This is a genomic window from Campylobacter concisus (assembly GCF_002913865.1).
Taxonomy (GTDB): Bacteria; Campylobacterota; Campylobacteria; order Campylobacterales; family Campylobacteraceae; genus Campylobacter_A; species Campylobacter_A concisus_AM.
In genome coordinates this window covers 1-14,113 of the sequence record NZ_POYX01000019.1, presented here as the reverse complement: position 1 = coordinate 14,113, position 14,113 = coordinate 1, and the positions used below count along the sequence as shown (strand labels likewise).

The following is a 14,113-nucleotide window of genomic DNA, read 5'->3' as shown; positions in this document are numbered from 1 at the left end:
CCCTAAGCATGACGCTTAGATCGCCACTTTGTATTTTGTTTGCAAGATACGCAAATTTAGTAACCAAAATTGCGACAAAATCGACACTTCGATCGACTATCATCTCATCAAATTTCTTGCAAATTTTAGAGATAAAAGCGTAGCCATTTATAAAAAATTTCTCATAAAATTTTGGTATAAAGTAGGCATTTTGCAAAATTTTGTAAATTTTACTCTCGCAAATGCTCTCTTTAAAAATTTCTTTTTTATAAGCAAACACAGCAAAGCCAGCACTTGCAAGCACTAAGCCAAGTGTTAAAACGAGTAAGAAAATTTCACTGCTGTGAGATAAATTTAGCTTAAAATCCCCAAGGCTATTACTTAAAAACTCACTAAAGTTGCTCCAAAAAAAGCCACTAATGACTGAGAGAACGCCGAGCACACTCATGCCAACAAGCATATAGTTTTTGGCTTCATGTGCGTGAGTGTCGCTCTTTGGCTTTGCAAAAAAGACTAGCATGATAAGTCTAAAGCTATAAAATGCCGTAAGCACCGCACCAAATAGCAAGACGGCCCACAAAATTTGATTTTCACTAAAGGCGACTTCTAAAATTTTATCTTTAGAAAAAAAGCCAGCAAATGGATAAAAGCCAGCCAGCGCGCAGCTTGCGATGATAGAAAGAAGTGCAGTTGGCTTCATAAATTTATAAAGTCCGCCCATTTTTTTGATATTTAGCTCGTCATTCATCGCGTGCATGACGTTTCCAGCGCATAAAAAGAGAAGTGACTTGAAAAATGCGTGCGTGACAAGGTGAAAAAGTGCGATTTTGTAAGCGCCAAGACCAGCGGCTACAAACATATATCCAAGCTGCGAAAGCGTCGAGTAGGCGACTATCTTTTTAAGGTCGTTATGCACAAGCGCGATGCTTGCGGCAAATATAGCCACAAATGCGCCAAGGCAGGCTATAAAGTGCGAGACTTCAGGCACGTTTGCAAAGATGAAATTCGCACGTATGACTAGATAGACGCCAGCTGTTACCATGGTTGCAGCGTGGATGAGGGCAGAAACTGGCGTTGGGCCCTCCATGGCGTTTGCAAGCCATGTGTGAAATGGAAACTGTGCGCTTTTGCCCATGGCGCCTATAAAAAGAAGTGTGGCGATGACGCCTAAATTTAGCCCAGAAAGGTCGCTTCTAGCATTAAAAACCTCGCTAAATTTAAGTGAGCCAAAGCTATAAAATATATAAAAAATGCCAACAAGCATAGCAAGGTCAGCCACTCTATTCATCACAAAAGCTTCATTTGCAGCGACGTTTGCACTAGGTCTTTTATACCAAAAGCCAATGAGCAGCCATGAGCAAAGTCCAACGCCCTCCCAGCCGATAAATAGCCCTATGAAGTTATCGCTTGATACAAGGACGTTCATGCAAAAGACAAAGAGCCCAAGGTAGCTAAAAAAGCGGTTAAAACTCGCGTCATCTCTCATGTAGCCAATAGAGTAGATATGCACGATGCTAGCGACTACGCCCACGGTGCTAAGCATCACAAGGCTAATCGCGTCAAGGTAGAAGCTAAAGCTAAGATCAAGCGAGCCAAAATTTATAAACTCTTTTAGGGTTAAATTTAAAGGCTCATCTACGCTAAGACTAGCCGTTAGCATTAGCGAAGCTGTGGCGCTAGCGATCATGAGAAGCGAGCAAAAAAGACCGATAAATAAATTCTTACTGCTATGCGAAAAGATGCCAGCTATGATGAAGCTAAGAAGCGGAAAAAATAGCGAAATACAAAATAAAATCATCTCTTAGCCTTTCATATTTGTCATCGAATCTAAACTGATGCTGCCAGTCTTTTTATACCAAAGCACGAGCAGCCCAAGCCCCACAGCGACCTCGCTAGCAGCGATAGCTACTATAAAAAAGGCGATGATCTGCCCAGTTAGATCAAAGTAGTATTTCGAGATAGCTGCAAGTGCGATGTTTGCTGAGTTTAGTAAAATTTCGCTTGAGAAAAATAGCATTATCAAATTTCTTCTTCTCATTATGCCAACAAGCCCTATGACAAAGACTAGGCTTGCTAGGATGAGGTAGTGAGTAAGTCCTATCATAGCATCTCCTCAAGGCTGCTTTGCGCGTTCATGTCTTTGTGTATCAAGATGATGCCAGCCACCATCGCCACAAGTAGCATGATAGCGCACATCTCAAAGGCTAGCAGATACTTGCTAAAGAGTAAAATTCCAACCGCTTCGATGTTGCCAAGGTTAGCTAGGGTAGAATTTACCACCTCTTGCTTAGCGCTATAGATCGGCGCTAAAAAGATAAATATCAAAAGAAGCGCTATGAAACTGCTTAGAAGATAGACGATGATCTTTGCTTTTTTGCCACTTTTTGGCTCGCACTCCTTACTGGTGTCAAAAAACATCATCGCAAATGCGTATAAAACGACCACTGCGCCTGTATAGACGACGATTTGCACCACGCCTAAAAACTCAGCCCCAAGCAAGAAAAATATAGCTGATATAAAAACCATGCCAGCAGCTAGCGCAGAGACTGCATTTAGGGCGTTTTTGCAAAGCACGCTAAAAGAAAAACTAACTAATATAAGGGCGCTAAAAAGATAAAATGCAAAGCTCTCATACATCGCTTGACCCTTTTAAATTTATATCCATCGTTTCTGCCTTATCTTCATTTGTAAGCGCATTTGGCGTCTTTTTTACTAGGCTATTGGCATTTTTAGGTAGTGCGCCATAGCCCTCAAACTCGGCTTGATCTTTTAAAAATTTATCATCCGTCAAAAACTCATTTTTTGTGCCAAAGAGGATTTTGTTTTCACTTGCGACCTCGTACTCTTGCCCACAAACTATGGCAAGCTCAGGACAGACATCAGCGCAAAAACCGCAATAGACGCATCTACTTAAATTTATCGTGTAGCTTGCGACCTTTTTGCGGCCATCCTCGCCAAGAGAAGTCTTCATCGAGATGCAGTTACTAACGCAAATTTTCTCACATAATCCACAGCCTATGCAACGCTCATTTTCGCTCTCAACAAATTTTAAAAGCCTGTGAATTCCCCTATATCTGGCGTTTAGCTCCATCTTTTGCATAGGGTATTTTAGAGTGTGCGACTTGCTAAAGAGCATCTGCTTTAGCGTGATCTTTAGCCCCACCAAAAGATCAAGCTTAAAAGTAGCGGCGATGAAGTGCTTAAATTTATCAAATGTCCCTTTTGGCTCTATCTTTTTGTCTATCAAAATATATCTTTTCTCGCTCATTTTACGCCTTAGATAAGTAGTGCAAAGCCGGTGATTACGACATTTAAGATACCAAGCGGAAGTAAAATTTTCCAGCAAAGCATGCTAAGCTGATCGACCCTTAGATGCGGCCACGACGCCCTCGTCCAAAGAAAAAAGAAAAAGACTAGGCTTGATTTTAAAAGTATCATTAGCCCGCCTGGGATAAATAAAAACTCATTAAAACCGCCCAAAAATAGGAGCGTGATGATGATGCTTGCTGCGATCATGTTTGTGTATTCGCCGATAAAAAACATCGCCCATCTCATGCCGCTATACTCGGTGCCATAGCCTGCTACGATCTCGGTTTCGTTTTCTGTTAGACAAAATGGCGTTCTGTTGCACTCCACAAAGCTTGCCATCACGAAAAGCACGAAAGCAAGGGGCTGTTTGAAAACAAGCCAGTTAAATATGCCTTTTTGGTAGTTATTTATATCAACTAACGAGAGCGAGCTAGTCACCATGACAACGCTTAAAAGCGCCATGCCAGCGACCACTTCGAAGCTAAGAAGCGCTACGACTGCGCGAGTGGCGCTAATTAGTGCAAATTTATTGTAGCTTGCAAGGCCTGCTGCAAGTGGCGAAAAGACGCAAACTGCTGCCACGCCAGCGATATATAAAACGCCCACGTTTATATCTGCAAGTATCGGTCTAATCGTATGTCCAAAAACCTCAAACTCAGGCAAAAATGGCACAGGCGCAAGCGCTGCAAATGCCGCGATAGCAGAGATGAGAGGGGCTATTAGAAATATAAATTTATTTGCATTTGCAGGCACGATGTCCTCTTTTGTAAAGAGCTTTATCATGTCAGCCACGATCTGCAGCACGCCAGCAGGCCCCACCATATCAGGTCCCACGCGGCGCTGCATGTAGGCTAGCACCTTTCTTTCAGCATAAGTCGCAAGCCCTGCAAGGCTAGCCATGACGGCCAAGATGACGACTGCTTTAACAATAGTTGTTATCACAAAAAATAGCATTTCACTCATTCTCTGCCTTTATTATTTTTACGCTTGCGTAACTCTTGCCCTCAAAAATGGCGCTTACATCAAGCTTATCATCGTAGTCGCCAAGATAGGCTGCCACGCCTCCTAGCTCGCTATCAAGCTCCACACAAATGGCAAGCTTTTGCCCATTTTTTTCTAAAATGACCGCTTCATTTTGTGAAATTTCAAATTTAGCCATAAACTCACTACTTGCGTAAAGCACTGCGCGTTTAGCTGTCTGGCTAGCATAGTTTGCAAAAAATGAAGGCAGATTTATAGGATTTGCAAGGCTTATTAGCGCTTCGTCTTCTTTTAAATTTAGCCCATTTTGCTCTTTAAAAAGTGGCTCTACATCGTCTTTTGGCGTGAAATTTGAAATTTCAAGCTTGTAGCCTCTATGGCTTGTGCCGTCATTTTCATAAAAATTTTCTAAATCATCAAATTTAACGCCCCTATAGCCCTTCTCTTTTGGCAGCTGCGCTGTATAATCAATCGTATTTTTAGCCACCAGTCCAAGCGCATTTGCGATATCGTTTAAGAAGTAGCCGCCATGAGATAAAGCCGCATTTGTCGGCACTACTTCGTTATTTATGCTTGTAAATGTGCCCTCTTGCTGATTTAGCGCACCAGCGTCAAGATCGCCCTCAAAAATGCTAAATTTAAACTCGCCCATTTCATTGTATCCTAGCGTCTTGCCAGGCTTTTTCTCGTGTGAAAGCGTACAAATTTTAGCCACGCCAAGCGAATTCGTGCGAGGCGGTATCAGCATCACAGCAAAAGGCGTAGCTCTTGCGATAACTCCAGCAAGCGCAGCTAGTAAATTTGCATTTTCATGAGCGTAAAAGTCACTACCCAAAATGAGCGTAAATTTAGCCTTGCCCTCGCAGAGGGCAGCTACTTCTAAGCCAAAGTTTTCATCAAATTTTTCAACTCTTGCCTGAAGTGCTGCTGGTAAATTTTCGCCCCAGTTTTTAAGCACAAAGAGTAAAATTTGCTCCAATTTGCCAGCCTCATAGCTCACACAGGCGAAATTCTTTGAAAATTTCTTCACCACTTCATCAGCGATGTGATGAAAGTAAATTCCACTAGCTTTATTCATTTTTAGGGCGTTATTTAGCTTATAGCTTGTAACTGGGCTCTCGTGGCGCAAGAAGCTACCAGCCGTGATCACAAAGTCGCTATTTTTAAGGCTCTCATAGTCTGCATTATATGAGCTAAGGCCGCTAAATTCGCTAAAAATATTTAAGAAATTTTGAAATTTAAAAGCCTCATCGTTTAATAAATTTAGATCAAATTTCTCTCTCAAGCGCTCCAAAATAAGCGCCTCCTCGTTTGTTATGAAGCTATTAAATTTTATATTTTTTATATTGCCGTTTTTAAAATTTGAGATGAGCTCGTTAAATTTGACCTCATTTTTACGGGCATTTTCGTTGTGAAAGTCGTAGCCAAACCTTGCAGCACCACTGATCTCACCAAAGTGAAAGTCATTGCTGACGCGGTAAATTTGCCTGCTTCTATCGCTAGTGTTCTTTTCTTTTACGTCATAAAAAATTAGCTCGCAGTCGCTTTGGTGCGGATTTGCCGCTGGGACACGGCTTAGCTCCCAGATGTTTGAGCTATACTGAAAATTTGAGCTAACAAGCGCTCCAACAGGGCAGACGCTGATGCACTCACCACAAAACGAGCAGTCCAAATTTTCACCAGCGCTTGGGCCAATTAGGCTCTTTTGCATCTTGCTAAAGACGGCGTAAGCATCTTTTGGCATGCTATCTTTTAGCTCTTTTGGCACTTCAACGCCTCTTGGCACCGTTTTTAGCGCGCTCTCGCCGATCTTATCTTTACAAACCGTCACGCATCTCTCGCAGACCACGCAAAGAGCTGGATCGTAGTTTATTAGCCCCCATTTTTTGTGCGGTTTGTGCGTGTCTGTAATGGCAAAGCTTTGCTCATTTACATTTAGATGAGCCGTTAAATTTTGCAACTCACACTCGCCGCTTTTGTCACAAACGCCACATTGAAGGGGGTGATTGACGCAGTAGGTCTGCATGATCGCATTTCGCTCGGCAGCGATCTCTGGTGTGTTTGTATAAATTTGCATATCCTCTTTGGCTTTGGCGTTGCAGCTATAGACCACTTTGCCGTTTGCTTCGACCATGCAAAGCCTGCAAGCAAGCGTTGGCGAACAGCCGCTAAGGTAGCAAAGCGCAGGGATGTAGATGCCATTTGCTCTTGCGATGTTTAGGATGCTCTCGCCCTCGTTTGCCTCTAAAATTTGATCGTTTATGGTGATTTTCATTTGCTAACTACTACTTGTTTAAATGCATATCCATCAAACTCTTTTGCGCCAAGCACGGCAACCGTGCCTTTTAGCGACGGATCTAGCCTAAATTTAGCACTCACGCTAAAGTCTTTTGCCTTTAAATTTAAGGTTTCGCCATCCTTTGCCTTTGCCACTATGCCAAACTGCACACCGCCAACGATCTCATCGCTTGCGTTTTTGTTTAGATAAACGACCGCTCCGTCAAAATTTTCAAGCTCTCTTAGCTCGCTCACTTCTTTGACGCTTGCAAATTCTTTGACCTCGCTGCCTGCTAAGACGACATTTTTACCTAAAATTTCAAGTAGCCAAAAGATCGCATCTTTATCTGGATGAGCAAAAAGTGAGTCATCTATGATCACGTTTTTAACATCCTTTATCCACTCGCCAAGCTCCTCAAACTCCTCCTCGCCCACGTTGCACTCGCCGCTTATGAGCCCATCATCAAGCTCGTCAAAAAACTCATTTTGCACCAAATTTGCATACTTACAAAGAAGCGCTAAGACATAGCTTATTGATCCTATCTCACAGCGGATCAAATTTTTACTGCCAAGCTCGTTATCTTCAAAGCATGAGATGTATTTAAACTCGTGCTCTTTTATCTTTTTTGCTAAATTTTTGTCGCTCAAACTTAGTAAATTTGCGATACTTAGGCTCTTGCCTGCTATTAGATCATTAAATTTCATATCTTGCCCTTTTTTATCGTTAATGCCCAATCAACTTGGTTAAATTTAAGCGAGTTCATCACCTCACAGTTTAGGTTATAAGCCAAATTTACAGCTTTCTCCACGCCGCTGTAATCGCCTATCTCAAACAAAAATATCACCACTTCGTCTGGCTCGCTAGCCTTTATCTGCTGCCCAAGAGTGCTCAAAAACTCGCCCTTTAGATGCCTAATATCGACCCTTCTCATCTATCAACCTCGCCTAAGATGATATTTGTGCTGCCTATTATCGCAGCGACATCTGCCACGTATTGACCCACAAGCAGATCTTCATAAATAGCGCAGTGCCAAAAGCTTGGCGTGCGAATTTTTAGGCGGTACGGACTTGCGCTGCCGTCTGAGTTTATATAAATTCCAAGCTCGCCCTTTGGCGACTCACTAGCAAAGTAAATTTCACCCTTTGGTGGCTTTAACCCCTGAGTTATCAGCACAAAATGCTGCATTAGCGAGTAGTTTTGGCTCATTATCTGCTCTTTTGAAGCGCTCACATACTCTGGCGCGTCGGCGATGATGGCAGGGGTGCTGGTCTGATACTTGCTAACGCACTGCTTTAAAATTTTCACGCACTCGCGCATCTCTTTCATATAAAGTAGGTATCTCGCGTAGCAGTCGCCCTCATTAGCGTATGGCACATCAAATTCTAGCTCGTCGTAGATGAGATATGGCTCCTCTTTTCTGATATCACGCGCGACCCCACTTGCTCTTAGCATTACCCCAGAGCAGCCACTACCAAGGGCTAGCTCCTTGCTAACTACGCCCACATCAACAAGCCTTGCTTGCCAAATTCTATTTTCACTTAGCAGATCTTCATAAAGCGTGATGTCGCTTGGAAATTTCTCGCAAAATTTAAGCAGCTCCTCGCACCAGCCATCAGGTAGATCAAGCGGCACACCACCGATCCTTATCGAGCTGTGAGTTAGTCTTGCGCCGCAGTATTTTTCTATGAGATCAAGGATGTATTCACGCTCTCTAAATGCGTATAAAAAGACGCTCATAGCCCCCACGTCAAGGGCGTGCGTAGCTAAAAATAAAAGGTGCGAGCTTATGCGGTTTAGCTCTAAAAGCATAACTCTAATGATCTGCGCACGGCGAGGCACCTCGATAGCACAAAGCTTCTCCACAGCCGCACAAAATGCGTAGTTATTAGCGCTCGATGCGATGTAATCGACCCTGTCAGTTACTGGGATAAATTCCTGATAGGTCATATTTTCAGCCATCTTTTCAACGCCTCGGTGCATGAAGCCAACCTCTGGCATAGCGCGCACGACCTTTTCACCGTCAAGCTCAAGCACGAGTTTTAGCTGTCCGTGTGCGCTTGGGTGCTGCGGGCCAAAATTTAGTATCATCTTGCCGTCATTTTGCTCAAATTCTAAATTTTCAAAAAATGGTTTTAAGCGGTTTGGTGCCTGGCTCAAGGTCTTTCCTTTACTATCTGGCTTTGGTTAAATTTAGCCTTTTTGACAAATTTCACGCCGCCTTCTTCTTGATACTCGTAGTCTTCATTTTCATCAAACACACGTGAAAATCCAAAGGTATCTTTCTCATCCACAAAGGCTGGATCGCGGTTCTCTTCGCCGATCTGCTCTCTAAACTCACGCCCAAAAATTTTATCCACCTCGTACCATTTAGCAGCCTCGTCGCCAACTAGCGGATAGCTCTTTAGTAGGGGGTGCGAGTGCCAGTCATCAGGCATGATGAGACGCTTTAAATTTGGATGATCTTTGATAAGAACGCCACTTAGATCATACATCTCGCGCTCAGCCCAGTTTGCGCTTTTATAAAGCTCGCAAACGCTTTTTAGCATTTCGTCCTTTTTAACAAAGCACTTTACGCGTGTGCGTCTATTTTTAGTGATGCTAAGAAGCTGATAAAAGACCTCGTATCCGCCTTTTTGTGCTATATAATCAACCGCCGCAAGCTCGCAAAGCTGCTCGTAACCAAAGCCTTTTAGCGTCCCAAGAGTTTTAAAATTTTCACTAGAATTTACATATAAAACAAGCTGATCAAACTCCACGTAGCTAGATAAAATTTCCACTCCGCTTTGTTCTAAAACAGCCAGCTCTTCGTCAAATTTAGAGCCATTTGCTGCCTCTTTTGGCGTCTGCTTAGCTATATAAAATTTCTCGCTGTAATACTGCTTTTTTTGCAGGTCGTTTTTTGGCTTATACTCTCTCATATCTCAAGCTTTCTTGGCTTTTGCGCCCTAAATGCACTCTGTTTTCTTATCTTTTTTTGAAGCATCATAAGTGCGTACTGAAGCGTCTCTGGGCGCGGGGCACAGCCTGGGATGTAGATATCAACAGGTATTATGCGATCGACACCTTGAACGGTTGAGTAGGTGTTAAACATACCTCCAGTGTTTGCGCAGCTACCCATCGAGATGACCCACTTTGGCTCAGGCATCTGATCATAAAGACGCCTTGTAAATTCAGCGTGCTTTTTAGTTAGCGTGCCAGCTATGATCATCACCTCCGAGTGCCTTGGGCTGGCACGAAATATAGTGCCAAATCTATCAAAGTCATATCTGCTAGCCCCACTTGCCATCATCTCGATCGCACAGCAAGCAAGCCCATAGCTAAGAGCCCATAGCGAGTTGCTCCTGCCCCACTGCACGAGCTTATCAACGGTTGTCAAAACCACTGGCAGACCGCCATTTGCAGCGTAGTTTATCTGATGCTTTGCCATTTAAAGACTCCTTTTTGCCATGCGTAGGCAAAGCCGATAAGCAAGATCGCCACAAAAAGTAGCATCTCGATGAGCCCAAATAGCCCAAGTAGCCTAAAATCCACCGCCCACGGATACATAAAAATGACCTCAACGTCAAATAAAATAAATAAAATTCCATAAAAAAAGTAGTGGATATTTATCTTATTTGGCTGTTTTACAGTTGTCGGTCCGCACTCGTAAAAGCCTACTTTTAGGCGCTCGGTGTTGCGGTTGGCTAGCTTTTTGCTTATCTTTGAGGATAAAAATGTTATCAAGCTAAACGAACAAGTAGCTAACAAAAGTATGATAAAAGCGCCAAGATAGGTGCTGTCAAGCTCTGAGTGTGACATACTTCGCCTTTTTTAATTTTTCAAGATTCTACTAAATTTAAATTTATTTGATCTTGAAATAGCTCAAGAGTAGCGCACTCAAATCTCTTTTTGTGTAAAAAATACTCTTATTTTATCTTCTCAACGGCATCTTTTGCGGCACTTATACGCTCCGCCTCATCAAGCTCGCGCACAAAGCCATCTTTTACTAAAATGATCCTAGTCGCCACGTCAAAGTAGCTATCATCGTGGCTCACGGCGATGATGCTTATGCCCTTGCTTTGCAAAAATGGCAAAATTTCTTTGTAAAATTTACGCTTAAATAGCGGGTCTTGATCGGCCGCCCACTCATCAAGGATAAGGATAGAGCGGTGCTCTAAGATGGCTATTAGCAGGCTTAGGCGCTTTCGCTGACCGGTTGAGAGCTGCGTGGTGCTAAGTTTATTATCCACCACACTTACCTTTTTATCTATCTCAAGCAGGGCTAAAAGCTCCTCTATATCGTTTTGGCTGGCAAAGCCATCACGAGAGAGCGTTTGCGAAAATAGATAAAAATCAGCAAAAATAGCGCTTATCTTTGCCTGGTAGCTTTGTAAATTTGCATCATCTATCTTTGTGCTATCAAGGTAAATTTCGCCGCTGCTTGGGCGAAGAAGGCCGCAGAGAATATTTATAAGCGTACTTTTACCACTGCCATTTTTACCGATGATAAATGTTATCTCGCCACGTTTGATCTCTAAATTTACATCTTTTAGGCTAAATTTGCCCTGCTCGTAGTTAAAATTTATATCCTTTAGCCTGATGCTTTGCCACTCATCGCTTAGGCTATCATCAAATTTAAAGCCTTCTTTAAACTCGTTTAAATTTAAGTTCATTATCTTCTCTAAGCTCACCTTTGCGCTAAGTGCGGCTGGTATGGAGCCAACCATACTCATAAATGAGCCTCTTAAAAATAGTATCGTAAGGCTTATACTTAGCGCTGTTTGCAGACTCGCCCAGCCAAATGCCACGCACAAAAATACGCAAAGTCCGACCGCACCAAGGAGCATTACATTTGTGAAGTTATCACTTAGTGCGTGAAATATATCGGCTTTTACCATGCTTTGGCGCTTTTTGTCGCCTGTTAAATTTAGCTCGTCAAAGCAGATGCTTGCTCTTACTCTGTTTAGACTAAGCTCTCTGTGCCCCTCGACGATGTCGTCATAGTGCTTTTGCAAGGCGTCATCTTGGGTTCTAGACTCTCTAAAGTAAAGGTGGATCTTTTTCATCAAAAGCGTGTTTATAACAAGTGTTGCACCTATCCAAACGGCACTAAATATAAAAACCTTTGGCGCGATGTATGCTAGATAAAAGCTCGCGCAGATGATGAAAACTAGGCTTTGTATGAAGCCAGTAGCGCTCATAAAAGCAAATGTGATCGTCTTTATGTCGTTGTTTAGACTTGCTATGATCTTTGCCTTGCCGATCTCGTTTATCACGCTATTTGGCGTGTCTAAAATTTGCTTTACGCTTTGATATCTAAGCTCGTAGATAAATTTATGTCCGAAATTTGTAAGCGATATGTTTGCAGCGATGGCGCTTATGAAAAATAAGACCAAGATAGCTATAAATTTAACCACCACGAGGGCGTTAAATTCTTTTAAATTTACAAGTTCGTTGTTTATAAAAGAGAGCGTCCAGACGCCAAGCCCGCTAAAGGCAAGCGTCAGGATCACTATTTTGATTATTGAAAAAAGATTGCTTTTTATTAAATTCGCAAGCATTACATCGCAGCGCGTGGCTGAATGATGTTTTGGTCAAATTTTTGCTCGGTATTTTCACTCATAATGTGAAGCACCTTGCTGCGTTTGATCTTCGCATCGTCCTTAAATATCGCGCGCACCTTGTCCATGCCGGCATAAAAGTCGCGCATGAGCACGACGCAGATGTATTTGCCAAAAAATGTTGGCTTGATAACGCCATTTTCTTCGTAGATCGCATTTACAAGTTTTAGCAAGCTAAGCTCGACAAATAGGTCTTTGTTGATGTTTGCGTTGTTTTGCTCGTTGTAGGTTTTGATATCCACGGCGCTGTCAAAAAGCCTTGTTAAAAATGTATATTTTAGTCTCTCTTTTTTGCTAAATGCGCATTTTGCGATGACTGGACTTTGTCTTGCTTTGACCTTTCTACCGTAGTCAAGTAGGTTAAAGGCATTTATCACGAGCTCGCCGTCAAGAAAGCTAAATGCCCCGCTACCAACGCCCACGTACTCTAAATTTGAGCCTACATATTCGTCGCGAAGATCAGCGCTTTTTTCATTTGAAAACGCCCATGCATTACTTTGCCTGTAGCCACCCTTAGCAAATTCGCTCACGATGATCTCGTAAAATTCGCGCTCATTATCGACGTTTGAGACGCCTAGTGCGCGAGCGATGTTCTCTCTTGTTAGCTCTGATTTCATGAGCGGATAGAAGGTGATTTGCTGCGGATATATTGATTTTGCAGTGTTTATGTCGTTTATTAGCTGCTCTTTTGTTTGATTTGGCAGGTTAAAGATGAGATCTAGGCTGATAACTGGGATCTTGCCAAGAGCCTGCTCTATCTTTCTTTTTGTCTCCTCGGCAGAGCCAAATTTCTCGTATCTGCCAACTCTTTTTAGTGTCTCATCATCAAAGCTTTGCACGCCTACGCTTAAGCGGTCGATGAGGCCATCAAAGCGGCTGAGGCTCTCTGGCGAGATGTGATTTGGGTCGCTCTCTGCTGAGATATCCTCTGTGCTAAAGAGATCTTTTGCGAGTTTTAGCGTTTTTTCAAGCTCTGGCTCGTTTATAAGCGTCGTGCCACCACCCACATAAAGCGATGTAAAGTCAAAGCCAGCCTCCTTTATCTGCCTCATCTCCTCACGTAAATTTTCAAAGTAAATTTTCGCAAGCTCCTGCTCGTAGTGGTACTTGTGAAACGAGCAATATGGGCAAAATGTGTGACAAAACGGCACGTGAGCGTAGAGCATGTACTTTTTGTCTTTTTTTGGAGTTTTGGTGTAAGTCGTGTTTAAAATGTCTATGTTAAATTCGTTATATAGCGATTTTTGTATAGAATTATGAGCGTAATTTACAGCAAAACTCTCAACAATATTTTTAAAAATCATAATTAATCGCCTTAAATAAGTTAGTTTTAATTTAGTCCATTAGGATAGCCAAATTTTAATAAATTTAGCCTTGTAGTAACGTAAATTTTGAGTAAAAAATGCAATCATTTTTTAAATTTTTCATTTTTACAAACCTGCGATTTTTACATATCTAGCTAGCTTTTGCTCTACAAATTTATGCTTAGCCTACTTTTCTTTAACCCTTGATATGACCTTGCTTGAGTCAAGCTCAAATTTCACTCCATCTTTTGTCTGCAAATAGTAAAATTTACCGATATTGCAAAGCGACTTCACATCATAAATTTTAACCGCTTTTTCATCTATCTCACAAGGCGTTTGCTCTTTGTCTTTTGCATCACAAAGTGAGCTTGGTAGCGCCTTTAACGCACTTTTATCCACAAGCAAAAATTTATAATCCACGTCGCCTATGTTAAAGGTTTTTGCTGTGTATTTTATAAACAAAAGCGAGTTTGAAACGATCATAAGCGAAAGTGCAGCGTAGAAAACAAATGAAAAGTCCCTAGTCTCTTTGATACTAGAAGCGCCCAGTATAAAAGAGAGCATGAACGAGCAAAAGAGTATCCAAAGTGCCAAAAGTCCGCCATTTTTTAAGATAATAACTGAAATTATAAAGAGTAAAATCATGAGAAATGACAGAAGAT

The 14,113-nt window shown here is 42.2% G+C and carries 14 protein-coding genes and 1 pseudogene; all 15 read right to left on the bottom strand.

What is annotated here, in order from left to right; genetic code table 11:
* A partial coding sequence (nuoL, locus tag CYP77_RS01145; protein WP_103599667.1) for an NADH-quinone oxidoreductase subunit L occupies window positions 1-1,777 on the bottom strand: 1,777 nt, incomplete at its 3' end.
* Window positions 1,778-1,780: 3 nt separating this feature from the next.
* Complete coding sequence (gene nuoK / locus CYP77_RS01140) at window positions 1,781-2,083, bottom strand: NADH-quinone oxidoreductase subunit NuoK (protein WP_004317991.1); 303 nt, start codon at window positions 2,081-2,083, stop codon at window positions 1,781-1,783.
* Window positions 2,080-2,616: an NADH-quinone oxidoreductase subunit J gene (locus tag CYP77_RS01135; RefSeq protein WP_103567809.1), complete on the bottom strand. Its 537-nt coding sequence runs from the start codon at window positions 2,614-2,616 to the stop codon at window positions 2,080-2,082. The genes nuoK and CYP77_RS01135 overlap by 4 nt, the downstream gene beginning before the upstream one ends.
* A complete protein-coding gene (nuoI, locus tag CYP77_RS01130) occupies window positions 2,609-3,247 on the bottom strand; it encodes an NADH-quinone oxidoreductase subunit NuoI (protein WP_103567810.1) in 639 nt (212 codons plus the stop codon). The genes CYP77_RS01135 and nuoI overlap by 8 nt, the downstream gene beginning before the upstream one ends.
* A gap of 8 nt (window positions 3,248-3,255) precedes the next feature.
* On the bottom strand, window positions 3,256-4,251 hold the full coding sequence (nuoH, locus tag CYP77_RS01125; RefSeq protein WP_103567811.1) for an NADH-quinone oxidoreductase subunit NuoH: 996 nt from the start codon (window positions 4,249-4,251) through the stop codon (window positions 3,256-3,258).
* Window positions 4,244-6,544: an NADH-quinone oxidoreductase subunit G gene (locus CYP77_RS01120; protein ID WP_103567812.1), complete on the bottom strand. Its 2,301-nt coding sequence runs from the start codon at window positions 6,542-6,544 to the stop codon at window positions 4,244-4,246. Before CYP77_RS01120 ends, nuoH begins: the two co-directional genes overlap by 8 nt.
* Window positions 6,541-7,251 (bottom strand): hypothetical protein, encoded by a 711-nt coding sequence (locus CYP77_RS01115; protein WP_103567813.1) that lies wholly within the window; start codon window positions 7,249-7,251, stop codon window positions 6,541-6,543. The genes CYP77_RS01120 and CYP77_RS01115 overlap by 4 nt, the downstream gene beginning before the upstream one ends.
* The gene (locus CYP77_RS01110) at window positions 7,248-7,478 is read right to left on the bottom strand and encodes an NADH-ubiquinone oxidoreductase subunit E family protein (protein WP_103567814.1); all 231 of its coding nucleotides are present in this window, start codon (window positions 7,476-7,478) and stop codon (window positions 7,248-7,250) included. Before CYP77_RS01110 ends, CYP77_RS01115 begins: the two co-directional genes overlap by 4 nt.
* Window positions 7,475-8,704 carry an NADH dehydrogenase (quinone) subunit D gene (gene nuoD / locus CYP77_RS01105; RefSeq protein WP_103567815.1) on the bottom strand — a complete coding sequence of 410 codons (1,230 nt, stop codon included), beginning with the start codon at window positions 8,702-8,704 and terminating at the stop codon, window positions 7,475-7,477. Before nuoD ends, CYP77_RS01110 begins: the two co-directional genes overlap by 4 nt.
* Window positions 8,701-9,465, bottom strand: coding sequence for an NADH-quinone oxidoreductase subunit C (locus tag CYP77_RS01100; protein WP_103567816.1), 765 nt, complete (start codon window positions 9,463-9,465; stop codon window positions 8,701-8,703). Before CYP77_RS01100 ends, nuoD begins: the two co-directional genes overlap by 4 nt.
* Window positions 9,462-9,974, bottom strand: a complete 513-nt coding sequence (locus CYP77_RS01095) for a NuoB/complex I 20 kDa subunit family protein (RefSeq protein WP_012001120.1) — start codon at window positions 9,972-9,974, stop codon at window positions 9,462-9,464. Before CYP77_RS01095 ends, CYP77_RS01100 begins: the two co-directional genes overlap by 4 nt.
* A complete protein-coding gene (locus CYP77_RS01090) occupies window positions 9,956-10,345 on the bottom strand; it encodes an NAD(P)H-quinone oxidoreductase subunit 3 (protein ID WP_012001119.1) in 390 nt (129 codons plus the stop codon). Before CYP77_RS01090 ends, CYP77_RS01095 begins: the two co-directional genes overlap by 19 nt.
* A 107-nt stretch (window positions 10,346-10,452) precedes the next feature.
* Window positions 10,453-12,087 (bottom strand): multidrug ABC transporter permease/ATP-binding protein, encoded by a 1,635-nt coding sequence (locus CYP77_RS01085; RefSeq protein ID WP_103567817.1) that lies wholly within the window; start codon window positions 12,085-12,087, stop codon window positions 10,453-10,455.
* Window positions 12,087-13,451, bottom strand: coding sequence for a coproporphyrinogen III oxidase family protein (locus CYP77_RS01080; protein ID WP_103567818.1), 1,365 nt, complete (start codon window positions 13,449-13,451; stop codon window positions 12,087-12,089). The genes CYP77_RS01085 and CYP77_RS01080 overlap by 1 nt, the downstream gene beginning before the upstream one ends.
* A gap of 186 nt (window positions 13,452-13,637) precedes the next feature.
* Window positions 13,638-14,113, bottom strand: a pseudogene (locus tag CYP77_RS01075) (hypothetical protein); the annotation flags it as partial.